The 21,753-nt window shown below is 54.1% G+C and carries 25 protein-coding genes; 15 read left to right on the top strand and 10 right to left on the bottom strand.

The window, feature by feature from the left end; genetic code table 11:
- Positions 1–237 precede the first annotated feature (237 nt).
- From fliP to csrA, 5 genes are all read right to left on the bottom strand, one after another.
- Positions 238–1,062, bottom strand: a complete 825-nt coding sequence (fliP, locus tag ABIE64_RS00005; protein ID WP_063092737.1) for a flagellar type III secretion system pore protein FliP — start codon at positions 1,060–1,062, stop codon at positions 238–240.
- Positions 1,059–1,436, bottom strand: a complete 378-nt coding sequence (locus ABIE64_RS00010) for a FliO/MopB family protein (RefSeq protein WP_037990338.1) — start codon at positions 1,434–1,436, stop codon at positions 1,059–1,061. The genes fliP and ABIE64_RS00010 overlap by 4 nt, the downstream gene beginning before the upstream one ends.
- Positions 1,437–1,585: 149 nt before the next feature.
- Positions 1,586–1,924, bottom strand: a complete 339-nt coding sequence (locus ABIE64_RS00015; RefSeq protein ID WP_354376274.1) for a hypothetical protein — start codon at positions 1,922–1,924, stop codon at positions 1,586–1,588.
- Positions 1,914–2,342, bottom strand: a complete 429-nt coding sequence (locus tag ABIE64_RS00020; RefSeq protein ID WP_062952874.1) for an EscU/YscU/HrcU family type III secretion system export apparatus switch protein — start codon at positions 2,340–2,342, stop codon at positions 1,914–1,916. Before ABIE64_RS00020 ends, ABIE64_RS00015 begins: the two co-directional genes overlap by 11 nt.
- 276 nt (positions 2,343–2,618) lie before the next feature.
- Positions 2,619–2,897, bottom strand: coding sequence for a carbon storage regulator CsrA (gene csrA, locus ABIE64_RS00025; protein ID WP_062953011.1), 279 nt, complete (start codon positions 2,895–2,897; stop codon positions 2,619–2,621).
- Between the two features lie 281 nt (positions 2,898–3,178).
- Between csrA and flgB the strand changes: the two genes are divergently transcribed.
- The 8 genes from flgB (at position 3,179) to ABIE64_RS00065 (ending at position 10,514) form a co-directional block, all read left to right on the top strand.
- The gene (gene flgB, locus ABIE64_RS00030) at positions 3,179–3,580 is read left to right on the top strand and encodes a flagellar basal body rod protein FlgB (RefSeq protein ID WP_062952873.1); all 402 of its coding nucleotides are present in this window, start codon (positions 3,179–3,181) and stop codon (positions 3,578–3,580) included.
- A 24-nt stretch (positions 3,581–3,604) separates the two neighbouring features.
- The gene (flgC, locus tag ABIE64_RS00035) at positions 3,605–4,012 is read left to right on the top strand and encodes a flagellar basal body rod protein FlgC (RefSeq protein ID WP_062952872.1); all 408 of its coding nucleotides are present in this window, start codon (positions 3,605–3,607) and stop codon (positions 4,010–4,012) included.
- 47 nt (positions 4,013–4,059) lie between these two features.
- Positions 4,060–4,386, top strand: a complete 327-nt coding sequence (fliE, locus tag ABIE64_RS00040) for a flagellar hook-basal body complex protein FliE (protein WP_062952871.1) — start codon at positions 4,060–4,062, stop codon at positions 4,384–4,386.
- 165 nt (positions 4,387–4,551) lie between these two features.
- The gene (gene fliQ / locus ABIE64_RS00045; protein ID WP_063092739.1) at positions 4,552–4,821 is read left to right on the top strand and encodes a flagellar biosynthesis protein FliQ; all 270 of its coding nucleotides are present in this window, start codon (positions 4,552–4,554) and stop codon (positions 4,819–4,821) included.
- A 35-nt stretch (positions 4,822–4,856) separates the two neighbouring features.
- Positions 4,857–5,621, top strand: coding sequence for a flagellar biosynthetic protein FliR (fliR, locus tag ABIE64_RS00050; protein WP_354376275.1), 765 nt, complete (start codon positions 4,857–4,859; stop codon positions 5,619–5,621).
- A gap of 50 nt (positions 5,622–5,671) precedes the next feature.
- A complete protein-coding gene (gene flhB / locus ABIE64_RS00055) occupies positions 5,672–6,742 on the top strand; it encodes a flagellar biosynthesis protein FlhB (RefSeq protein ID WP_063092741.1) in 1,071 nt (356 codons plus the stop codon).
- A gap of 181 nt (positions 6,743–6,923) precedes the next feature.
- Positions 6,924–7,754 carry a class A beta-lactamase gene (gene bla / locus ABIE64_RS00060; protein WP_354376640.1) on the top strand — a complete coding sequence of 277 codons (831 nt, stop codon included), beginning with the start codon at positions 6,924–6,926 and terminating at the stop codon, positions 7,752–7,754.
- Between the two features lie 126 nt (positions 7,755–7,880).
- Positions 7,881–10,514 (top strand): hybrid sensor histidine kinase/response regulator, encoded by a 2,634-nt coding sequence (locus tag ABIE64_RS00065; RefSeq protein ID WP_354376276.1) that lies wholly within the window; start codon positions 7,881–7,883, stop codon positions 10,512–10,514.
- Positions 10,515–10,552: 38 nt separating this feature from the next.
- Here the strand turns inward: ABIE64_RS00065 and ABIE64_RS00070 are convergent, their stop codons facing one another.
- A complete protein-coding gene (locus tag ABIE64_RS00070) occupies positions 10,553–11,449 on the bottom strand; it encodes a LysR family transcriptional regulator (RefSeq protein ID WP_071241049.1) in 897 nt (298 codons plus the stop codon).
- 152 nt (positions 11,450–11,601) lie between these two features.
- On the opposite strand from ABIE64_RS00070, the gene ABIE64_RS00075 reads away from it, so the two are divergent.
- The 6 genes from ABIE64_RS00075 to ABIE64_RS00100 all read left to right on the top strand — a co-directional run bounded on the left by ABIE64_RS00075 (position 11,602) and on the right by ABIE64_RS00100 (position 17,299).
- The gene (locus tag ABIE64_RS00075) at positions 11,602–12,279 is read left to right on the top strand and encodes a hydrolase (RefSeq protein WP_071241048.1); all 678 of its coding nucleotides are present in this window, start codon (positions 11,602–11,604) and stop codon (positions 12,277–12,279) included.
- A gap of 188 nt (positions 12,280–12,467) precedes the next feature.
- Positions 12,468–14,330: an amidohydrolase gene (locus ABIE64_RS00080; RefSeq protein WP_354376277.1), complete on the top strand. Its 1,863-nt coding sequence runs from the start codon at positions 12,468–12,470 to the stop codon at positions 14,328–14,330.
- 90 nt (positions 14,331–14,420) lie between these two features.
- On the top strand, positions 14,421–14,642 hold the full coding sequence (locus tag ABIE64_RS00085) for a DUF1427 family protein (protein WP_071241127.1): 222 nt from the start codon (positions 14,421–14,423) through the stop codon (positions 14,640–14,642).
- Between the two features lie 4 nt (positions 14,643–14,646).
- The gene (locus ABIE64_RS00090; RefSeq protein ID WP_071241046.1) at positions 14,647–14,811 is read left to right on the top strand and encodes a DUF1427 family protein; all 165 of its coding nucleotides are present in this window, start codon (positions 14,647–14,649) and stop codon (positions 14,809–14,811) included.
- Between the two features lie 12 nt (positions 14,812–14,823).
- Positions 14,824–16,434, top strand: coding sequence for an MFS transporter (locus ABIE64_RS00095; protein ID WP_354376278.1), 1,611 nt, complete (start codon positions 14,824–14,826; stop codon positions 16,432–16,434).
- 157 nt (positions 16,435–16,591) lie between these two features.
- Positions 16,592–17,299: a transporter substrate-binding domain-containing protein gene (locus tag ABIE64_RS00100; RefSeq protein ID WP_139192153.1), complete on the top strand. Its 708-nt coding sequence runs from the start codon at positions 16,592–16,594 to the stop codon at positions 17,297–17,299.
- Positions 17,300–17,321: 22 nt separating this feature from the next.
- Here the strand turns inward: ABIE64_RS00100 and ABIE64_RS00105 are convergent, their stop codons facing one another.
- The 3 genes from ABIE64_RS00105 to blaOXA all read right to left on the bottom strand — a co-directional run bounded on the left by ABIE64_RS00105 (position 17,322) and on the right by blaOXA (position 20,120).
- Positions 17,322–18,359 carry a sodium:calcium antiporter gene (locus ABIE64_RS00105; RefSeq protein ID WP_071241043.1) on the bottom strand — a complete coding sequence of 346 codons (1,038 nt, stop codon included), beginning with the start codon at positions 18,357–18,359 and terminating at the stop codon, positions 17,322–17,324.
- 101 nt (positions 18,360–18,460) lie between these two features.
- Positions 18,461–19,234 (bottom strand): PH domain-containing protein, encoded by a 774-nt coding sequence (locus tag ABIE64_RS00110; RefSeq protein ID WP_071241042.1) that lies wholly within the window; start codon positions 19,232–19,234, stop codon positions 18,461–18,463.
- 79 nt (positions 19,235–19,313) lie between these two features.
- On the bottom strand, positions 19,314–20,120 hold the full coding sequence (gene blaOXA / locus ABIE64_RS00115; protein ID WP_071241041.1) for a class D beta-lactamase: 807 nt from the start codon (positions 20,118–20,120) through the stop codon (positions 19,314–19,316).
- 206 nt (positions 20,121–20,326) lie between these two features.
- On the opposite strand from blaOXA, the gene ABIE64_RS00120 reads away from it, so the two are divergent.
- Positions 20,327–21,226, top strand: a complete 900-nt coding sequence (locus tag ABIE64_RS00120) for a DMT family transporter (RefSeq protein WP_071241040.1) — start codon at positions 20,327–20,329, stop codon at positions 21,224–21,226.
- Here ABIE64_RS00120 and ABIE64_RS00125 read toward each other — a convergent pair.
- The gene (locus ABIE64_RS00125) at positions 21,212–21,748 is read right to left on the bottom strand and encodes a hypothetical protein (RefSeq protein ID WP_071241039.1); all 537 of its coding nucleotides are present in this window, start codon (positions 21,746–21,748) and stop codon (positions 21,212–21,214) included. The genes ABIE64_RS00120 and ABIE64_RS00125 overlap by 15 nt on opposite strands.
- Positions 21,749–21,753 lie beyond the last annotated feature (5 nt).

The raw sequence follows: 21,753 nt of genomic DNA on the forward strand, positions 1-21,753 counted from the left end.
GATCAATGTCAAATGCCAATGTCTGCTGGCCGCCGCCGCCCAAAATATCAAGAAAATAGCCCTGGCTTTGGGCCCCAAGGGGCCAATCGCCGAGGGATAATCCCCTCGGCACACTCAAGCCAGCTTTCAAACACCTCTAAAAGAAAAACCCCGCCAAAATATGACGGGGTTTGTCAGCGGTCTGAGCCGCCTGCTTCTGCAAGGCGGCTTTTATTTTGGTGTTCTCGTAAATGCTGGCTACCCGCCGAAACTTTCGACCAGTGACCCCGATATCAGATACCATCCATCGACCATCACAAAGAATATCAGCTTGAAGGGTAACGAGATGATGACCGGCGGCAGCATCATCATACCCATCGACATCAGGATACTGGCAACCACCATGTCGATGATCAGGAACGGGATAAACAGCAGGAAGCCGATTTCAAACGCACGGCGCAGTTCACTGATCATGAAGGCCGGGATCAGAGCCCGCAGCGGAATGGTTTCTGGTCCGGTGACTTCGACATTTGCAAGATTGACGAACAGTTCAAGGTCGCGGTCGCGGACCTGCGTCATCATGAAGTCATGAACCGGTCGCACCGATCTTTCCATGCCTTCAAATTCGTCGATATCGCCGTTGATCATCGGTTGCAGGCCTTCGTCCCAGACCCGCTCCATCGTTGGCATCATGATGAATAACGTCAGAAACAGCGCCAGACTCACCATGACCTGATTGGGCGGCGATTGCTGAATGCCAAGGGCAGTACGCAGCAGGCTGAGAACCACCACGATCCGGGTAAAGGATGTCACCATCATCAGGATAGCGGGTGCAAGGCTAAGCACCGTGAGCAGACCGATAAGCTGGATCATCCGGCCAGACGACGTTACGCCCGGACCATCCCCAAGGTCGAAATTGAATGTCTGCGCGTGAACGGTATCACCACCAAATCCGATGGCAATCAATGGCACCAGCGACCAGATCGCGATCAGAACCAGCCAGCGCGGCACGTAACCGTTACGCGCTTGATGCTTCTGTTTGGTTTGATCCTGCCGGGAATGCGAAATGAGCGCGATGGTCATGCGGGTTGTTTCCCGTTGGTCTTTGTCGGCGGGGTATCGATTGGTGATGCATCCGGCAGGCCGTCGTCACTGTGAATGCGGATATCGTCGCTGAGAACTTCGGAAAAATGGGTGCCGATATTGCGTTCGATCACGCAATCGCCGGACGGCCCCAGCAGTACCAGATGTTCCGTGTCGTCGCGTTTAAAAAGAACCAGACGTCTTTTTGTATCAACAGGAACGACTTCCACGATGGAAAGTCGGCGTTCCTTGCTGCGGCGGTTTATGTTGCGCGCACCGGGGATAAAACGCCGTGCCACCAGCGCCAAAACCCCGATCATGCCCAGCACAAAAACCAGAGCAGCCACAAATCGGAAATAAGCGCTAAATTCCATCAGGTTACCTTCCCCGCGACGAACCTGTTGCATAGCCCGATTCAGTCAACCGGAACCTGTTCTGTTTACCGTGCACGGCCCCGGCAGGCAAGTCACCATGCAGTTCCGCGATCAGATGGCAAGTCACGGAACGGCGGAACTTGTGTTGCTTAGCGGGTGGTGCGGGCAGCATTGGCATAGGCATTGGTTGCCTGTGCGTTATTGCTAAGGCCGCGCAACTGGCGTTGCAGTTCGGAATATTCCTTGTGCATCGTGGTTTCGAGACGTGCCAGATCGTCGGTCAGAGCCGCCAGAAGTGGTGCGACCTCGCGGCGCTGTTCACCATTCATTGCACGTGCCTGCACACACAGATCGGAAATTTTGGTTTCCAGTGTGTTCAGCTCGACCACTTTGCCGTCATCGACAAATCGCTGACTGGCCGTGATCAGGGATAAAACACGCTTGAGATCTTTTTTGAACTGATCGGGTTTGAATTGTTCAGGGCTCATTTGGATCTTCCCGGTTGCGATCTGCAAAACTGTTTGCCGACACTTGGTCGATATTCGACGTTGTCGGTCGTTTCTTCGCCGGATCACCGTAAATCCGGTTGATACGGTATATATAGTTCAGAATCTCGGCGACGGCAGCGAACGCTTCGAGCGGTATCTCACTATCGACGTCCACAGCCATCAGAATTTCTGCAAGATCGCTGTCTTTGCGGACTTTGATCCCGTTGGCAAAAGCGAGTTGCAATATCTGTTCCGCAACACTGCCTTCGCCCTTCGCGCTTAATATCGGCGCGTTATCCCGGCCATGGGCATAGCTTAACGCCACGGCTTTTTGGTCGTTCGAACCGGGCGCGGCAAGATTTTCCGTGCGGATTTCGCGCGGATCGGTGATGTCGACCTTGGGTCGGTTACCGGTCATTCTTGCCCATCTCGTCAAGTTCCCGCGTTTTGTGCGGCTCTATTGCCCTTCACAAGCCTCGACCATAGCCACAAGATGGTCAACAAATCGTTGCCGTCACCTGCAACCGGTCAGAATGTTGATGATGCTGTAACGGAGCAGGTAGGGGCCGGCACATGCAAATCCGACAGATGGGGTCAATATCCCGGCTACCTGCCAGGAGGATGACGAGATTACCTGTCGTATGTCGGTGGTCTTGCATCCCCGGCCCATGCCGGTGATTGCGCGACCGAAAAATCAGTCTTTACCGTCGTCTTTGTCGGCGTCAGGACTGTTTTTCATATTGTCGGCAACCGCATTGGCCACCTGCCCCAACTGACGCACAAGATCCGCACTGGCCGCAGCCGAACGGTTTTCTTCCTGAATGCGATCATAAAGTTCGCGCCGCAGGACCTGCACATCTTCGGGAAAGGTGAAGCCCAGCTTCACGGTTTTGCCGCGAACCTCAACGACGGTAACTTCGATGTTGTCGTCAATAACAACGGAGTCGCCAACTTTTCGTGTGAGATAGAGCATGAAATGTCCCGGTTTCGATAGATGGCGAAAGAAATTCGCCAGACGCGACACAATATGCCCGCTTTGTCCGTCGCGGTCCAGTGCCACCGATAGTAACCCGGCCTGGCATTGTAATTTAACGCTTTTCCGGCTTTTGGCACGCCTCATGCACTGTAGTTTTCAGGATCGAGCCGGGCGGCAAAAATCACCTTTCGCAAGATCCGGGGCCCGATCCGGGCACGGCGTTAACTTCGACTTTACCGGCCCGCCTAATACTGGGGTCGCGATAACAGGAGCAGGCAATGGATATCGGCAAACTTGGCATGTTCGCCAATCTGAAAGAAAAGATGGACTGGCTGACGCAGCGTCAGGAAGTCATCGCGCAGAATATTGCCAACTCCGATACGCCGAATTACCGCGCCAACGACCTTAAAGAATTCGACCCGAAGACCATCGGTCGCGACCGCCAGTTCATTCTGGCGATGCAGGCGACCGCGCCGGGTCACAGCCAGGGCCTGCACAAACCGCAGAACTTCAAGGACGAGGAAGTGCGCAAGAACTATGAGGTCGCGCCCGGCAAAAACGCAGTCATCCTTGAAGAGCAGATGGTCAAGATGAACGAAAACCAGGTCGATTATCAGACCATGACCCGACTTTATGCCAAGCATAAGTCAATGATGATTTCGGCTTTGGGCCGCGCATAAGCAGCGTTGAAGGAATAAGCGATCATGGAACTTTACAAAGCTTTTAAAATTTCCGCTGCCGGCATGCGCGCACAGGGTACCCGACTTCGTATCGCGGCTGAAAACGTTGCCAACGCAGACAGCCTTCCGACCGCACAGGGGCAGGACCCGTATCGCCGCAAGCTGCTGACTTTCAAGAATGTGATGGATCGCGAAATCGGCGTCGAGCTGGTCAAGGTTAATAAAGTCATGACGGACAAGTCCGATTTTGGTATGAAATACGAACCGAGCCATCCGGCCGCCAATGATCAGGGTTATGTTCAAACCCCGAATGTTGAAACGCTGGTCGAAATGATGGATTTGCGTGAAGCACAGAGAAGTTATGAAGCCAACCTCAATGTGATACAGTCTTCGCGCAGCATGCTGCTCAAGACCCTTGATATTCTGCAGTAAGTCACAAAATATCAGGTCTGCGAACGCCGCTTTAAGGATACGAACCGATGGTTGCCAGTTTCAACGATGCCATTTCTGCCTACCGTAACGCTGCAAGCGGTAAAACCGCGAGCGTGGCCGAGCGTGTTGGCGGTAACGGTCAGACCGTCAACCCGGGGGAAAGTTTTGCCGACATGGTGAAGGGGGCGGCAATTGATGCCCGTGCAACCATGGTGAACAGCGAACAGATGACCCAGAAGGCCATCGTTGGTGACGCGGAACTGCATGAAGTGGTGACCGCTGTTTCGGCTGCCGAAGTCACGCTGCGTACCGTGGTCAGTGTCCGTGACAAGGCAGTCGAAGCTTATCAAAGCGTATTGAGCATGCCGATCTGACGGTGATTGAATTGTCGGATGGATGCCTGGGACAAGCCGCACGATTTTCGTGCGGTTTTTTGTTTTCGGGGCGATCAAATTGAAATTGCAGGAAATCATGGCCCATCACCGGCCTTATCCTGTATGAATGGTGTAACGTGACGGAAGACGAGGCAGGAAGACCCTATGGATCAAGCGGAAATCATGGACGTGGCCTATGATGCCGTATGGACTCTTCTAAAGGTCAGTACGCCCTTGATGCTGATAGCATTAGGGGTGGGTTTGGTTATTGCGCTGTTTCAGGCTTTGACCCAAATCCAGGAAATGACTCTGACTTTTGTACCTAAAATCCTCGTGATTTTTATAGCTCTTCTGGTTCTTTTGCCTTTCATGATGACGGAAATGAACGAGTTCATGGGACGAATGGTCGATCATTTTATCGGCCTGCCGAACTAGTAAAGCGAACCAATAACGGGACATCCTGAAAGAAGATGAATCTCGAAGATCTTCTGACGCTTAATGTCTATGTGGTCCTGATGAGCTTCGCCAGGGTCGGGGCGGCGTTCGCCTTTATGCCGGGCATCGGGGCGCGAGTTGTACCGGCGCGTGCGCGCTTGGTTTTTGCCTTTTGGGTCGCCGTGGTGATTTCGCCGCTGGCCGGGCCACTTATCCCCGAACAACCGGCCGACGCGCCGACGCTTTTTTTGCATTTGGCGTATGAGATAACCGTTGGGGCGTTTTTTGGCCTGTTTGGGCAGGTCATGATGGCCGGCCTGCAGACGGCAGGATCGATCATTGCCTATAGTTCGTCGATGGCGAACGCGTTTAGCGGTGATGCATTGTCTGGTGCACAAAGTGCCGTCACGGGCAATTTCATCACGCAGATTGGCATGGTACTGATTTTTGCGACCGGTCTTGATCACCTGATGATACAGGCTGTGTTTGAAAGCTATTCCCTGTTTCCGCCAGGCGGGGTGTTGCCGGTCGGAGATATGAGCGAGTTTTTCGCACAAGCGATAAATGAAAGCTTTATCATCGCTATGAAAATCTCCGCCCCGTTCCTGATCGTTGCTATCGTGCTTCAGGTGGCGTTGGGTATTTTGAACAAGTTGATGCCCCAGTTACCGGTGTTCTTTGTGGCGATGCCAATCCAGATCGGATTGGCTTTTGTTCTGCTGGCACTGGCATTGCCGACGATGATGATGGTATTTTTGGAATATTATGAAAACGGGTTGGAAAGTTTCGTCAACCCCTAGGGATAGCCAACCTTCCGGCATAATGCCGGGCAGCCCGGAATGGTATGGGAATGGCCGAAGAAGACGACAGCCAAAAGACAGAAGACCCAACAAGTAAAAAGCTTGAAGATGCCCGAAAGAAGGGACAAGTGCCGGTTTCCAAGGAAGTCGGTAGCTTCATGCTGCTGTTTGGTGGCGGTCTGGTGATGGTCATGATGGCGCCCGATATGGCGCGATCTGTTCGCGACCTGTCCTTAGGATTTATTGAACATCCGCATATGTATGATGTCAGTCAGGCAGGCTTGCCGGTACTGATGAAGGATGTGCTGTTGGGAATGCTTTACGTGCTGGGCATCCCCTTCGTTCTTTTAGTGTTTTTTGCTGCCGCCGGGCATTTACTGCAAAACGGTCTTGTAATCGCGGCTGAACGCATTTCTCCCAAACCGGATAAACTTAACCCTCTGAATGGGGCAAAGAACCTATTCTCGATGAAGAACATGGTCGAATTCGTCAAGAACGTTTTCAAAATCGTTTTGGTCGGGGCCGTGCTGGGGTTTGTTATCGTTCCTGAATTGATGGATGTCGAACTTTATCCTCAGATCCCGGTCGAACTGATGCTGGAACGGCTTTACGACATGATCGTCATTCTGATGATCGCGGCCATTTCATTGACAGCGGTGATTGCCGGGCTGGATTTTGCCTATCAGCGGTATGAATTCAATAAACAGATGAAGATGTCCAAGCAGGAGATCAAGGACGAATACAAACAGACTGAGGGCAGCCCGGAAATCAAGGCCAAGGTCCGCCAGATCAGGATGCAGCGCGCCCAGCAACGCATGATGCAGAACGTTCCGACCGCCGACGTCGTGATCACCAACCCGACCCACTATGCCGTGGCGCTTAAATACGACATCAATGCGATGGAAGCTCCGATGTGTGTGGCCAAAGGTCAGGACAATATCGCGCTTAAAATCCGTGAAGTAGCCGAAGAAAACAACGTGACCATTATGGAAAACCCGCCAGTTGCACGCGCCCTGTTTGCAACAGTGGAAGTCGATCAGGAAATCCCGCCGGAACATTACAAGGCGGTGGCCGAAATCATCTCGTTCGTTTTCCGCCAGCGTGGCAAGAAGCTGGGCTGACTGCGCGACCTCCTGCCAATCGCAAATTCGGCCTTTCGACATTATTGCGCCAAAATTCAGCCGTTAATCCCGGTGACAAGCAGCCTGCTTCGCTATCTGTTTGTTTCTGTTTCCGGGAAGTCGACAAAACATGCCTGCCTTTAAAAGTGCCGTTCTGGCAACTGCTGCCATTCTATTTTTTATGGTTCCGTTTGGGATATCAATGGCTGCATCGGCCAATGATCGACTGTTGGATGCCATTCACACGGTTGAAACCCGGCTTGATGCGCGGGTTGGTGTCAGTATTCTGAATGTTGAAAACGGACGGGAATGGCAATATCGCGCCGATGAACGTTTTCCGTTAACCAGTACCTTCAAGCTGCTTGCCTGTGCGGCGGTGCTGAATAAGGTAGACCGTGAAAGCGAAACGCTTGATCGCCGGATTACTTACCGCTCAGATGATCTGGTCACTTATTCCCCGATTACCGAAAAGCATGTTGATAGCGGGATGACGATTGGGGAGCTGTGCGAAGCCGCATTGCATCTGAGCGATAATACAGCGGCGAACCTTGTTCTGGATGTGCTGGGCGGGCCTGATGTGCTGACGGCTTATTTGCGTGATATCGGTGACGATGTGACGCGCCTTGATCGAATCGAACCTGATTTGAATGCTGCAACACCCGGCGATGCGCGCGATACGACTACACCGAACGCCATGCGTGCCACGCTTACCTATTTGTTGTTTGGTGATGCACTGTCTCTGGAATCCAGACAACTTTTGGAAGATTGGTTGACGGAAAATCAGGTTGGTGGTCCGTTGCTAAGGGCCGGTTTACCCGATGATTGGAAAATTGCGGACCGCACTGGTGCGGGGGGCTTTGGATCGCGTGCGATTGTTGCGGTGATCTGGCCGCCGGAACGAAAACCAGTGATTGTTGCGATCTATATCACGCAGACTTCGGCCTCAATGGAGGAGCGGAACGCTGCGATTGCCGATCTGGGGCAGGAAATTGCCGCTGCGATCATGCGCTAGGGCGGGATCCCACGCAGGGTGCATGATGCGTTCCAGCTAATGTAAAACTTGCCGGTAGCCAGTCAGGCCAATAGCAGCTAAAAGTATAGAGCAATATTGTAAGTTATTGGCGTTAAAGGCGGTCGCGTGCTGTTTCGGGGAATTATCCTTGCTGTAAGTGTCGCATTTGTCGCTTTTGTTTATGTACTGTTACAGGTCATGGCAAAGGCTGGTCTTGATGCGCGTATCATGTGGATCATCGGGTCCATGGTAACTGGGGTGGCGATCGTCGCGGTGGCCGCTCTATCCCTGTCTGCGCGCTGGCGATCATCAGCTGATCGTGATCTCGCCCCGCTGTTAAGTGGCCTGTCGCATTCCGATATCGGTGTTGCCCTGATTGATGCCTATGGCCGCACGCTTTATGCCAACCCCGCGTTCCCCCGCAAGCTTGGTATTGAGCCGGGCGAAGACATGCTTGCCGCCCTTGAGGCACGTTTAAGTTATCTGGACGTCGGCAGTTCCGAGCTGGCCGATTTGCGGACACGTGCAATGCGGGGGGAAGCGGGCGAGATTTATGTCGATTTTTCGCAAGCCAAAAAGCGTGAACAGCTTGCGCTTGCTGCACCTTCCGACACCGCAGCAGATGATGCCGAAAGAAACAATGATACCGCGATCGACGATGCTTCGGCAGAAAACATTGTTGAAGAGGCCTATGATGCGGGGACGGCCTGCCTTCGGATTTCGGTAACAGCAGCAAATGCGCGCGCCGGTCAGATGCTCTGGACCGTTGACGGTATCGATCCATCCGCCATGCCCGAAGCAGGACGTTCGCTTGTCGTTGCCGAACAGTCTGCTGCCTTTGGCGCGTTTGTGACGGGTTCCGATGATGAGATGACCGTCGGCGGGGTGGCTTCGCGGATGGCAAATGGTGCCGGAAGCGAGCAGGCTGATCAGATGATTGAGCGCCTGCCTGTGGGGGTTTGCGGTCTTGATGAAGAAGGTCGTATTCTTTACCTGAACCGGCGTCTGGCAAACTGGTTGGGCGGTGAACCGCAAGATTTTGCCAGTGGTACGCTGGAACTGGCGGACCTTATTGTCGGCGATGGCATGAATGGCGAAGTCAAGCTTAAGGTCAAAGGTGGCGAGCCGATCAAATGCTTTGTCACTCATTCGATCAATGCGCCCGGCACCGGTCCGATTCGAAGCCAGGCTGTCGTATTCCCCGATCCGATGCCAGCCCATGAATGGGAACATGCCCTTGCCGAAACCGAACGTCGGGTGCGCTGGTTCTTTGATGACAGTCCGCTTTCGATTGTTCTGGCTGATATGTCGGGCACGGTTACCGACGCCAACCGTGCCTTTATCGAAACGGCGGGTCAACGTCATGAACGGGTGATTGGTCGTTCCATTCTTGAACTGATCCTGCCGGAAGACCGCGACGAGGTCGCGCGCTATCTGTCCAAGGCGGTCATGGGCATGGGTAAGGGGGGGCAGATCGAGGCTCGTTTGCAGGGTTCACGCGGCGTTGCCGCGCAGATTTACCTGCAACGTGTGGCCGGACGATCGGGTGAAGCCGGTGCGCTTCTGCTGAACTTCCTTGATACGACCGAACAAAAGAACCTTGAGGAACAATTTGCCCAGTCGCAGAAAATGCAGGCGGTCGGGCAGCTTGCGGGTGGGGTTGCGCATGATTTCAATAACCTGCTGACCGCGATGATCGGCTTCTGCGATCTGCTGTTGTCGCGCCATGGGCCGGGTGACCCAAGCTTCGCCGATATCATGCAGATCAAACAGAATGCCAATCGTGCGGCCAATCTTGTCCGGCAGCTTCTGGCGTTTTCGCGACGTCAGACATTGCAGCCCAAAATCATCAATATCACCGATGCGCTGGCGGAAATGTCGAACCTGCTGCGTCGTCTGATCGGTGAAAAGATCGATCTGAAGGTCAGCCATGGTCGCGATATTGGTCTGGTGAAGGTTGATCCGGGCCAGCTCGATCAGGTGATCATCAATCTGGTTGTCAATGCGCGCGATGCCATGGCGGCCAATGGCGGGACCCTGACGGTTCAGACCGGCACCGAGATTGTTGACGAAGCCCGCAACACAGGCACCGAACTGATCCCGCCGGGGGATTATATTCGGATCGAGGTTTCCGATACCGGTATCGGCATTCCCAAGGATAACCTGACGCGTATTTTCGAACCCTTCTTCTCGACCAAGCAGCGGGGCGAGGGCACAGGCCTTGGTCTGTCGACCGTTTACGGGATCGTCAAACAGACCGGTGGTTTCGTGGCCGTCCAGTCCGAGCCCGGTGTCGGCACGACCTTTACGATCTATCTTCCGCATTACGAGGCGACCGAAGAAGAACTGGCCGAAACCCGTGCGGTGGCCGAAGAAGCCCCCTCACGCGATCTGACCGGTACCGGCGCGATTCTTCTGGTCGAAGACGAGGACGCGGTGCGGACATTCGGTGCGCGTGCGCTTCGCGGCAAAGGCTATGACGTGCTTGAAGCTAATAATGGCGATAACGCGCTTGAGGTTCTGGCCAAAACCGACAAGACCATTGATCTGGTCATTTCCGATGTGGTGATGCCGGGGATCGATGGCCCGACATTGATCCGGATGCTGCGCGAAAAGCGTCCGGATTTGCGGGTCATCTTTATTTCGGGCTATGCCGAAGATACCTATCGTGACGAACTTGACGAAGAAAACGGTGTTCACTTCCTACCCAAACCCTTTTCGCTCAAGGATCTTGCGACCAAGGTCAAGGAAGTCCTGTAATCGATATTCCGTTGGCTTGTTTACACAGTCTTTTGGTCTCAGAAGTGAACAGCTGAGTATTCCTCGGCGACCATATCGGTGAACAGGCGTACTTTTGATGAAAGGTGCCGGGTAGGGGGATAGATGACCTGCAGGCAAAGCTTCGGCAGTTCGTAATCCTCAAGCAGCTTGACCAATCTTTTGTATTTGAAAGCCTCGCGAAGGGCATATTCCGGAAGCACGGATATGCCCAGACCGTTTTCGACCCAGACCATCAATGCTTCCATATTGTTGGTCTTCATCGCAGATTCTGCTTTGATTTCGACCCGGCCATTGGCTGTCTGATAGACCCAGTTCCGCATGCGATTGCGGTTTGCGTAGACAATCAGCTTGTGATTGCGCAGATCGGCTGGCGTTTGTGGCATTCCGTATTTTCGAACATACATCGGCGCCGCACAGGTGACATATTTCAGCGTCGCAATGCGGTGATCAACAAGATTGGTTTCTTCATCCGGGCGGGCGATTCGCACGATCAGGTCATAGCCTTCCGATACCGGGTCGACCAGTCGGGTTTCCAAATCCATTGAAACCGTCATATCCGGATAGACTTTTACAAAATTCGCCACGGTTTGGGCGAAGTTGATACCCTGAAAGGGCAGGGGCGCACTAATGCGCAAATGTCCTGACGGTGTCGAAGACGTTGTCGTAACGGCAAGGTCAATCTCGTCAAGATCATCAAGTACCTGCCGGGCACGTTCATAATAAACCTGCCCCGTACTGGTGGTTGCAACGCTTCGCGTCGATCGCTGAAGAAGCTGTGTATTCAACCTTTCTTCAAGACCCATGACCAATCGGCTTACCGTAGACCGGGGCAGGCGTGATGCCCGTGCCGCTGCGGTAAAGCCGGAATTCTCAACCACTGCGACAAAAGCGCGCAGTTCAGCAAAACGATCCATCGTTAATTTGTCTCAAATTTGGGATAATTTGTCTCAAAATAGCAGAATTGTTCCATTTTTGAAAGATGTCATTATCTCCTCATCACCCGAGCACAGATGAAAACGGGTGGGGATCAACAGACAAGACTTACGTCATTCACAGGAGAATTATCATGTCGCAGCTCGAACTTCTTACCCCGAAAAATTCGCAGATCATCTTCATCGATCATCAGCCGCAAATGGCATTCGGCGTTCAGTCGATTGACCGCCAGGTTCTGAAAAACAACACCGTTGGTCTGGCGAAGGCTGCCAAGATTTTCAACATCCCGACCACGATCACGACCGTCGAAACAGAGAGCTTTTCGGGCCATACCTATCCGGAACTTCTGGCAGTATTTCCTGAAAATCCGCTTCTTGAACGTACCTCAATGAATTCCTGGGACGATCAGAAAGTACGCGATGCACTGGCTGCAAACGGCCGCAAAAAAGTGATCGTTTCCGGCCTGTGGACCGAAGTCTGTAACAACTCCTTCGCGTTCTGTGCAATGCTTGAAGGCGGTTATGAAATCTATATGGTCGCCGATGCATCCGGCGGTACGTCGGTCGATGCGCATAATTATGCGATGGATCGTATGGTGCAGGCCGGTGTCGTACCGGTCACCTGGCAGCAGGTTCTGCTGGAATGGCAGCGCGACTGGGCACACCGTGAAACCTACAACGATGTAATGGCACTCGTGAAAGAACATTCCGGCGCATATGGCATGGGCGTCGATTATGCCTACACCATGGTTCACAAGGCACCGGAACGTGTCGAACACGGTCCGCGCCTCGCACCGCAGGCTGCTTCCTGATGTGAGGGCACGACGGAAAGGGGATCTCCGTCGTGCCTCTTCTTTTTGGCAGTGGACCGGTCAATCGCTTGTCTCAGGCTGCCTTTTTTGCAGGGATCAAATCAATGAAACGCCGGACTTTCGTGAAAGGTGTTGCCGCCACGGCCGCCTTGTCGACTTTGCCGATTACAGGGATCAGGAGCCAGCAAATGAAAGACACCGCCGACACCATCATTTACAACGCCAAGGTCACGACACTCGACCCAAAGACTCCGGAAGCAGAAGCCATCGCGATTGCCGATGGCAAGGTTCTTGCGGTCGGTGACGAAGCCGGGATACGCAAACTGGCCGATCGCAAAACCAAAATGATCAATGGCGGCGGCCGTCGCATCATTCCGGGGCTGAATGACAGCCATACCCACCTTATTCGCGGTGGTCTTAACTTCAACATGGAATTGCGCTGGGAAAACGTGCCGTCCGTTGCTGACGCGCTACGCATGCTTAAAACGCAGGCGGCTGTCACGCCAGCCCCGCAATGGGTGCGTGTTGTTGGCGGCTGGTCGGAATTCCAGTTTGCCGAACGCCGGATGCCAACCCTTGATGAAATCAATGCTGCCGCACCAGATACGCCGGTTTTCATCCTGCACCTTTATGGGCAGGCCCTGCTTAATCAGGCCGCCATCAAGGTTCTTGGTTTTGATAAGAACACGCCAAACCCGCCCGGTGGCGTGATTGAAAAGGATGCCAAGGGCAATCCGACCGGACTCCTGGTCGCCAAGCCATCCGCGCTGATCCTTTACTCCACGCTGGCCAAGGGACCGAAGCTGCCGATCGACGATCAGATCAATTCCACCCGTCACTATATGCGTGAAATGAACCGGCTTGGCATCACCAGCGTCATTGATGCGGGCGGCGGCGGACAGAATTATCCCGAAGACTACGATGTCATTCGCCGTCTGCATGATGACGGGCAGATGACCGTCCGCATCGCCTATAACCTGTTTGCGCAAAACGCCGGGAACGAGCTTAGCGATTATGAACGCTGGGTCGGAATGACCGAACCGGGTGCTGGCGATGATATGTTGCGGATGAACGGCGCCGGTGAAAACCTTGCCTGGTCGGCAGCAGATTTTGAAAACTTCCTTGAACCGCGCCCCGATCTGGCGCCGGTCATGGAAAGCGAACTGGAACCCATCGTCGAATTGCTGGCCGAACGGGCATGGCCGTTCCGTATTCATGCGACCTATGACGAAACCATCGACCGTTTCCTTGGGGTATTCGAACGGGTGAATGGCAAGCAGCCGTTCAAGACACGCTTCATCATCGATCATGCCGAAACCGTTTCCGAACGCAATATTGAACGAATCAAGGCACTGGGCGGGGGGATTGCGATCCAGCATCGCATGGCATTCCAGGGCGAATATTTCATCGACCGTTACGGCAAGGATGCCGCCATGGCGACCCCGCCGGTCAGCAAAATGCTGGAATATGGTCTTCCGGTCGGGGCGGGAACGGATGCGACCCGTGTTGCATCCTATGATCCCTGGGTCGGGCTTTACTGGCTGACCACCGGCAAGACGGTTGGCGGTATGTCGCTTTACGACAACGACAATGTCCTTGATCGTGAAACCGCACTTATGCTGTGGACAAAGGGGTCGGCATGGTTCTCGGGCGAGGCGGATGTCAAAGGAACGCTTGCACCCGGACAATATGCCGATCTGGCAATCCTGTCCGCTGACTATCTGAGCGTTCCGCCCGAAGAAATTCGCCGGATCAATTCGGTCCTGACCATGGTGGGCGGTGACGTAGTCTATGGCGAAGACGGTTATCAGTCCCTGTCGCCGGAAATACCACCAGCATCTCCTTCCTGGAGCCCGGTTTTGCATCACGAAAGCCCCGGTCAGCGCCCGGAATTCCATGCTCGTCACGAGGAGCGCGCATGTCATGACGCTTGTAATCATGGCTGCGGTGTCCATGGACATGATCACGGGATTGCCTGGAATAATCCTGTACCTGTCGCGGACGCGAAATCGTTCTGGGGAGCACTTGGCTGCTCTTGCTTTGCAGTCTAGTGCCGTCATGAACCGGGCGGGACAATATAACTCGCCCGGTTCCCACCGGCAGAGCCGTTGATGGACGGATGCCGAAGCGGATTGAAAATCATGAAAATCGTATTTGGACTTTTACTGGCAATCCTGATCGGTATCGGGTGCCGGGTGATCCATATCCCGGTTCCAGCACCACCGGCTATGACAGGGGCCCTTCTGGTGCTTGCCATGACGATCGGCTATCTGGCGGTGGATCGGTGGTTTCCGCATCGGCGCTGTGACAACCGCAAAAATTGCGCCGGGCCGACCGGTCATACTCCAAAAGCAGGAGAATAGGATCATGATACAGCTTTTGACGGGTATTGGATTGGGGCTTGCGATTGGCGGCGGATGTCGATGGCTTGATCTGCCGCTGCCAGCACCCCCAAAAATTGTCGGGGCACTTTTGGTTGTGGCGATGACGGCGGGATTTGTGATCACCGATCACATTCTGGCTGGGCAATAGGGAACGGATAAGATGAACACACAAAATTCAGAAAACGCGACCGCGACCAAAATCGTAGCAGGCCCATGGTCGCCTTTCCGCCATCGTGCTTTTGCCTTCCTATGGGTTGCAACAGTTGTTTCCAATATTGGCACATGGATGCATGACGTTGGTGCCGGTTGGCTGATGACCGAACTTTCGCCATCGCCATTGTCCGTGGCACTAGTACAGGCCGCAACTACGCTGCCGGTGTTCCTGTTTGCCATCTTTGCCGGGGCGGTCGCGGATCTGATGGATCGTCGCAAATTGCTGCTTGCCGTCAATCTGGTAATGGCAGGGCTGGCAGCAGCTTTGTCGGCACTTGTTTACCTCCAGCAGGTAACGCCGTCGATCCTGATCGCCTTTACCTTCATGATGGGGACATGCGCGGCACTGATGGCACCCGCATGGCAGGCTATTGTCCCGTCTCTGGTTGATAAGTCCCGTCTGGCACCGGCGATTGCTCTCAACTCGATGGGGATCAATGTCAGTCGCGCAATTGGTCCGGCATTGGCCGGGTTCCTGATTGTTGCTGTCGGGCTGGTCGCGCCCTTTGCACTTAACGCGATCAGTTTCGTCGGTATTCTTGTTGTTCTGTTCTTCTGGAAACCGACAAAGACCGAACAGATCATGCCGCGCGAAAAGGTCTTTGGGGCCATGCGTGCCGGGCTTCGTTATGTGTTCAACAGCCCACCGGTAATTGCAACGCTGGTACGGGCGGTGGCGTTCTTTGCCTTTGCCAGTGCCTATTGGGCGATGTTGCCACTGATCGCGCGCGAGGTACTGGCAGGCGGCCCGCAGCTTTATGGTATTTTGCTTGCCAGTGTCGGAGCTGGGGCGGTTATCGGCGCTGTTGTGTTGCCAAGGATCAAGGGCCGTCTGGGCGCGGATAAAACCGTGATGGTCGGAACGATTGGCACAGCATTGGTTCTTGTTGTCTTTGCCCTGATCCAGCAACCGGTTGTTGCCGTGATTGCGTCCTTTGTTGCCGGGGCATCGTGGATTGCGGTTCTGTCATCCTTCAACGTTTCTGCACAAACGGCATTGCCCGATTGGGTTCGGGCACGCGGCCTGTCCGTCTTTCTGACACTGTTTTTCGGGGCGATGTCGGGGGGCAGTATTCTTTGGGGCTGGGTTGCCGAACAGTTTTCGATTGAAACGGCTTTGCTGTGTGCAGCGGCCGGGGCGATTGTCATGATGTTTGTCACCATGCGATTCGCCCTTAATCAGGGGGCAGACCTTGATCTTGCGCCGTCCATGCATTGGCCCGAGCCAATAATCGGTGAGGATGTCGGGCATGATCGCGGTCCTGTCATGATCCGCATTTCCTATCGCATTGCCGATACGGACCGCGGGATTTTTAGTGACCTGATGAAAGCCATGCGCAAGGCGCGTCTGCGTCATGGTGCCTATCACTGGAACCTGTATCAGGACAGCAATCAGGCTGATCTGTTTACCGAGGTCTGGTCGGAAGGCTCATGGATCGAGCATCTTCGCCATCACAAACGGGTAACCGGTACTGATCGCGTCCTTCAGGAACAGGTCAACAAACTGCATCAGGGGGAAGGCAAGCCGTTGGTTGAACATCTGATCGCTGCGCGGTGAAACCAATACGATTTGTGCTTTTTCTCAATCTAGAATTCCCCCACGCCCTGAATTTGAAGTAAGTATGATGATTACAGGCCGGGGCCCGTATTATTGGGTGCCCGGTCTGTTTGATTTGGACGCCATTGGTGTCCCGGGGTGCTTTGGGAAAGTGGCGATGACGTTTTACGAAAAGTTCAGGACAGGTTCATTCGGCCTGACCGTTTTGGTTTTGATTTCGATCCTGAGCCTTTCGACATTAGTCCGCGCCGGTGAACCGTGCCTGTTGATTGCCATGCCCGAAGTCCGGATGACCGGGGATGGCATCGAGCCATATCGTTCTGCCATGCAACAGGGAGGGCTATGTGTCAAACCGGCGCGCATGCCTCTTGCACGGGTTGCTCAGGCTTTGTCCCATGGCGAAGTCGACGGTGTTTTTGCCGAGCTTGAGGGATTTCAGCAAAATGTTGACCGGCCGATCCTAAGGGGAAATATACGTGTTGGTTTGGTGGACGGAATGCTGGTTGTACCGTTGGGAAAGATATCGGGAATTGACGATTTAAAGGATGAAACCGTTGGTGTTTGGCTGGGGGCGAAGTGGTCTAACGCACTTTTGGCTGATTATCCCAATGTCGTGCATGTTCCGCGCGGTCCCGAAATGATGCAGAAGATGCTGCGATACGGGCGATTGGATGCCATTCTGCTTGATAACTATTCGTTGTCGGTCACCGGCGGTGTCCCCGACGGATTTCAGGCTGTTCCTGTCATGAGCCTTTCAGTTTACAGCTGGCTTGCTGCGGACCATGCCGATTTGCTCCCAGCTTTTGATAAGGGCACGGAACTGTTTTTACAGACGATCATCGAGTGGCGCCAAAAGGGAAAATAACCTGCGGACATTATCCGTTGGCCTATCCCGAAAGATAAAATATCGACATGCCATAAAGGCACAGGATTGAAACGCTTTCCCAGCCGATATTGGCAATTCCCCTGCGTTCGCGGTTAAGCATGCCCAACAGAAGGATACCGGTCATCAGGATGACAAGGGCAATGGTAAACAGATGTTGCGGGTTGAAGGCTGCGTAAATCGATCCGTCGCGATAAGCAAAGTCTGATGCCGCCAGAAACAGAACATCAAACGCATTGCCGCCGATGATATCTCCAACTGCCAGATTGACCGCACCCATGCGGACAGCCGCAATTGCCGAAACAAGTTCGGGAAGTGATGTAGCTATCGCAGTCAGGAAAGTACCCACGGCGGTTTCGCTGATGCCGGTTTTCTCGACGATTGCCAGTCCGCTTTCACCAATAGTGTAACCCGCGATTGCTGTTATCGCGGCAAAGCTAAGAAACTCCGTCCAAAGGCGAAGTGTGCTTTCGGGATGGTAGTCTGCATCGTCTTCCTTGGCGTCCTCGTCGGTCAGGTCGGTCCTGCGAGGTCGCCACATCGGTTGATGGCGGATTTCGGCAAGCAATGACAGGCCAAAGCCATACAGAATGAACAACAGGATCGATACCGGGTGGATGTGAAACACCATCCAGTCCGGTCCGCCATAGGCCAGAAGCGGCAGGGCAAGCATACTGACCAGAAGGGTCGCCTGCGCCAATCCCGTGGCGCTGGCGGCGGCATGTTCCAGATTGCCCTTGCGATACAGAAAATCAGCGATTGCCAGAAAGGTCGTCTGGGCCGCAATGCCACCCAGCGCATTGCCGATGGCAAGATCGGTGTGTCCTTGCCACGCCGTCGTTACCGAAAGCACACTTCCGGGCAGGCTGGTCGACATGCCGACAAAAACAGCACCGGCTATGATTTGTCCCATGCCGGTCCGTTCGGCGAGTTTGAGGGCAACCGTTGCCAACCGAGTTCCGGCGAAGCCGATCACCACTGCACAGATTGAAAACAGTCCGATAATGGACCAAAGCGGAAGGGTTGCAATTGCAGGCAGCATCAAAACGTCTTTTGTTCGGATCTGGCCGCATTTGCATCGGGGCGGCTTTACCTGAACTTTAAGACGCGTCGGGTGCTGTCATGTTCCATGATTGTGTAAAGTTAAAACACTTCGCCTTCCGGGCGTGCCAGCGGTTTGTTTTCTGAGTGTTCTATCGCTTCTTCGCGGGCGCGATGCGTGATGTCAATCGGCTCGCCCTGACGGTTATCGGGGCGAACGCGTCCAAAGAAATCGGAAAGTTCCTTGGCAACGGTTTCCGGTGACGTGACCTGACGCAGTGTAAAGCTGTGCCCCAGCCGGTCGGTAACATGCAGATCGCCATAATCAAAGATATTGCCGATTACGCTTTTGCTGATCTGGGTGCTTTTGATCGACTCAAATCCGCGGTCATCCTGATCCTTGCGCAACACACCGCTTCGCGTGACGATGCGGTTGTTGGTGATAACGCGTTCAAAGAAAAACAGATCGCGAATGGCGGTCAGGGGCAAAAGGATGCTGTCGCGCGCCGCGCGCGTTGAAACGCCAAGGGCCCGTTTCAACAGCTTCCAGATAATCGAAATCAGCGCGATGAACACACCAAACAAGGCAATCGAAAAGACGAATTCATATTCTTCCCAGACCCGGTCAAGTGCGGCAAAGGCTTCTGGCCCAGTCAGAAGTGCGCGGGCCTGTGGCATCAGAAAATCGTAAATTGCGCGCCAGTGGTAGGATGCGTAAATCAGCACCGCAATCCAGATGATCTTGATGAGACCGGGGACAAGGATCGATACAGGAGAAATCGGCAAATCCATGATGACCACCTCGCCGTCATGTAGATGGCGGCGAATGCCCTTGAACGGTTTGCTTTCCGCGGTGCTGTCGTTTTTCCGGCTCATGCAGTCTGTCCTGTTTTATGCAATCGGTCCAACATAGGCCGCGATCCGAAGTTGGCAAGATACAGAAGGATTTACCCGGTCAAAAGGCACTGTCTGTTGCAAAATATTCGGCCATGAAAGCATCGCGCGCATCAAAACCGGGCGATTTTGCCGGGCGCGTGCTGTCATGGGTCAATCTGGCGAAGGCGACAGTCTGGTCGCCGCGTGTTGCCCAGCCCACGAACCAGCCCCACGGTCGCCCCTTGATCGGGCGGCCATCGGCATTTTGCGACAGGCCTGCGCCGGTTTTACCAAACACGTGCCAGCCATTTGCCTGAACACCCATGTCAAACAGCCCCATTGCCATTTCGCGGGCTTGTTTGCTAACGGGCAATTCGCCCCGGATCATTTTTGAAACGAATTCGATCTGTTCGGCAGGTGAGATTTGCAAGGACGAGCTTAGCCATGATCGCATCAGGCCGTTCTGTTTTGCAACGTCCCCTGATACATCGGCATTCCCGTAATCAAAAGACGTGACATAGTCACGAAACTTTGCCTCTCCCAGCCTGATATTGATTTGCTGCGAATACCAGACCACGGATTGTTCGATCCAGTATTGCGGATCAGTATCCTTGCGCCATGCCGCGCGCCAGTCGGGATAGCTTTCCTTGAACGACCATACGGGATGATGGGCATCGGTGAGGATTCCGCTATCGAACCCCATCAGGCTGATGGCGATCTTGAAGGTCGAGGCCGCCGTTGCGCGGGTTTCACATTTGCCTTCCTGAATAATGGTCTTGCCGGTTTTTGCATCCGAAATCAGGGTGCAAACCGTCGTGGTTTCCGCCGTGGCATTGAGGGGAACGAACAAGACACCAAGAAGCAAAGTCAGGCCGGTACGTTTCAAAACGCGATCCTTATGGACGGGTAAAATTCGAAGAGTAGGGGCGAATGCTGAAGGTTCATTTAATCGCTTAATCCATCCTGTTCCGGCTGTTATCTGCTGGTGGAAATTCAGATTGCCAAAATGCGGCAAAGCGGGTTTATGTTCCCGGTCCGGTTGCGCCACAATCCGGCAGCCAAAAAACAACAACGTCCAAGCAAGAGCCCCGCATGATCCCGTTCTTCGGTGAAGCAGCCGCCTTTACTGCCGCGATGGCCTGGGCGACGTCGAGCATGATTTTTTCCAACATTGGCGGCAAGGTCGGCGCGCAGACGGTCAATCGCGGGCGTCTGGCCTGCTCGATTACCTGTCTGACGGTGTTGCACTGGCTATTGGAAGGCCAGCCTTGGCCGAACGCGGTAACGTGGGAGCAGCTTGGCTGGTTGTCACTGTCGTCGGTTCTTGGCCTTGTGATTGGCGATGCCATGCTGTTTCAGGCCTTTGTGACCCTGGGGGCGCGGTTATCGATGCTGATGATGTCGACCGTGCCGATCATGGGGGCGGTGTTGGGCTGGTTTCTGTTTGACGAAGTCCTAAGCCTTCAGGAAATGTCGGGTATTGCGCTTGGTATTGGTGGCATTCTTTTGGTCATCATGATGAAAAAGGGGCGTCCTGTCGGGTTGGAAGGACGCAATTATCTGGTTGGTATCTTGTTTGGACTTGGCGGTGCCATTGGTCAGGTCGCGAATCTGGTGACGGCGAAATATGCACTGATCAGCGGTTATTCTGCGCTGTCGGCCACATGGATCAGAACCTTTGTCGCGGTTGTGATCATGTGGGGAATTGCGATTGCCATGGGGCGTGCTCGGCGCACGATTGTGGCGTGCAGCGCACCTGATGTCGGGCGGTGGCTGTTCCTGGGGGCTTTTATCGGCCCGGCGCTTGGCGTGTGGCTTTCGATGGTGGCGGTTCAGAATGCCAATGTCGGTATCGCATCAACGCTGATGGCGTTGCCACCGGTTTTGCTGATTGTCTATGAAGGTGTGGTTCTGCGCCGCCCCGTTGGCCTGCAGGCCATCGTCGGGACCTGCATGGCCTTTGGGGGGGTTGCGCTTTTATTCCTGCATTAAGTGCGATTTTCTCTGCCTTTTGATCCTGGTGATCCAGCCCGGCAGAAATGCAAGATTGGTTATCAGGCTGAAACCGAACAGGATTGCAGCCCAGACCGGCAGGTCAAGCAAGGCGCTGTTTCCCTGCAATCCGGGGGTTGGGGCCGAGGATTGTGTTCCCGGTGGCGGTATTTTTTCCGATGAGTGGATCAGGACAACCTGATGACCCATGCCGTCTGATACCATTATTTTCCAATGCGCATCGGTATCATCTTCAGGGCGTAATGCCGGAACCACGACGGCAAGGCGTCCGTCACGATCAGTTCTTCCTTTTTGCCAGGTTTTCCCGTCCGGTGACGTCACCATGGCTTCGGCAAATATCATTGGTGTGCCATCTGTATAGCCGAACTGATAGATGGTGGCGGTCCGGTTCTGGTCAATCTGCCATCCCGCCCCGTGGGCAATCGCCGGGAGCGATCCTGCATAAAGCAGGATCGCGCAGGCAATTGCCGCGATCATCAAACGTCCAAACGATTGCAGCATGTGGC

Source organism: Thalassospira sp. MBR-102 (assembly GCF_040549275.1).
Classification (GTDB): domain Bacteria; phylum Pseudomonadota; class Alphaproteobacteria; order Rhodospirillales; family Thalassospiraceae; genus Thalassospira; species Thalassospira xiamenensis.

Bases quoted from the DNA above. Each gene is read 5' to 3' on its own strand.
- fliP (WP_063092737.1), bottom strand. From the start codon at position 1,062: ATGACCATCGCGCTCATTTCGCATTCCCGGCAGGATCAAACCAAACAG.
- ABIE64_RS00010 (WP_037990338.1), bottom strand. From the start codon at position 1,436: ATGGAATTTAGCGCTTATTTCCGATTTGTGGCTGCTCTGGTTTTTGTG.
- ABIE64_RS00015 (WP_354376274.1), bottom strand. From the start codon at position 1,924: ATGAGCCCTGAACAATTCAAACCCGATCAGTTCAAAAAAGATCTCAAG.
- ABIE64_RS00020 (WP_062952874.1), bottom strand. From the start codon at position 2,342: ATGACCGGTAACCGACCCAAGGTCGACATCACCGATCCGCGCGAAATC.
- csrA (WP_062953011.1), bottom strand. From the start codon at position 2,897: ATGCTCTATCTCACACGAAAAGTTGGCGACTCCGTTGTTATTGACGAC.
- flgB (WP_062952873.1), top strand. From the start codon at position 3,179: ATGGATATCGGCAAACTTGGCATGTTCGCCAATCTGAAAGAAAAGATG.
- flgC (WP_062952872.1), top strand. From the start codon at position 3,605: ATGGAACTTTACAAAGCTTTTAAAATTTCCGCTGCCGGCATGCGCGCA.
- fliE (WP_062952871.1), top strand. From the start codon at position 4,060: ATGGTTGCCAGTTTCAACGATGCCATTTCTGCCTACCGTAACGCTGCA.
- fliQ (WP_063092739.1), top strand. From the start codon at position 4,552: ATGGATCAAGCGGAAATCATGGACGTGGCCTATGATGCCGTATGGACT.
- fliR (WP_354376275.1), top strand. From the start codon at position 4,857: ATGAATCTCGAAGATCTTCTGACGCTTAATGTCTATGTGGTCCTGATG.
- flhB (WP_063092741.1), top strand. From the start codon at position 5,672: ATGGCCGAAGAAGACGACAGCCAAAAGACAGAAGACCCAACAAGTAAA.
- bla (WP_354376640.1), top strand. From the start codon at position 6,924: ATGGTTCCGTTTGGGATATCAATGGCTGCATCGGCCAATGATCGACTG.
- ABIE64_RS00070 (WP_071241049.1), bottom strand. From the start codon at position 11,449: ATGGATCGTTTTGCTGAACTGCGCGCTTTTGTCGCAGTGGTTGAGAAT.
- ABIE64_RS00075 (WP_071241048.1), top strand. From the start codon at position 11,602: ATGTCGCAGCTCGAACTTCTTACCCCGAAAAATTCGCAGATCATCTTC.
- ABIE64_RS00080 (WP_354376277.1), top strand. From the start codon at position 12,468: ATGAAAGACACCGCCGACACCATCATTTACAACGCCAAGGTCACGACA.
- ABIE64_RS00085 (WP_071241127.1), top strand. From the start codon at position 14,421: ATGAAAATCGTATTTGGACTTTTACTGGCAATCCTGATCGGTATCGGG.
- ABIE64_RS00090 (WP_071241046.1), top strand. From the start codon at position 14,647: ATGATACAGCTTTTGACGGGTATTGGATTGGGGCTTGCGATTGGCGGC.
- ABIE64_RS00095 (WP_354376278.1), top strand. From the start codon at position 14,824: ATGAACACACAAAATTCAGAAAACGCGACCGCGACCAAAATCGTAGCA.
- ABIE64_RS00100 (WP_139192153.1), top strand. From the start codon at position 16,592: ATGACGTTTTACGAAAAGTTCAGGACAGGTTCATTCGGCCTGACCGTT.
- ABIE64_RS00105 (WP_071241043.1), bottom strand. From the start codon at position 18,359: ATGCTGCCTGCAATTGCAACCCTTCCGCTTTGGTCCATTATCGGACTG.
- ABIE64_RS00110 (WP_071241042.1), bottom strand. From the start codon at position 19,234: ATGAGCCGGAAAAACGACAGCACCGCGGAAAGCAAACCGTTCAAGGGC.
- ABIE64_RS00120 (WP_071241040.1), top strand. From the start codon at position 20,327: ATGATCCCGTTCTTCGGTGAAGCAGCCGCCTTTACTGCCGCGATGGCC.
- ABIE64_RS00125 (WP_071241039.1), bottom strand. From the start codon at position 21,748: ATGCTGCAATCGTTTGGACGTTTGATGATCGCGGCAATTGCCTGCGCG.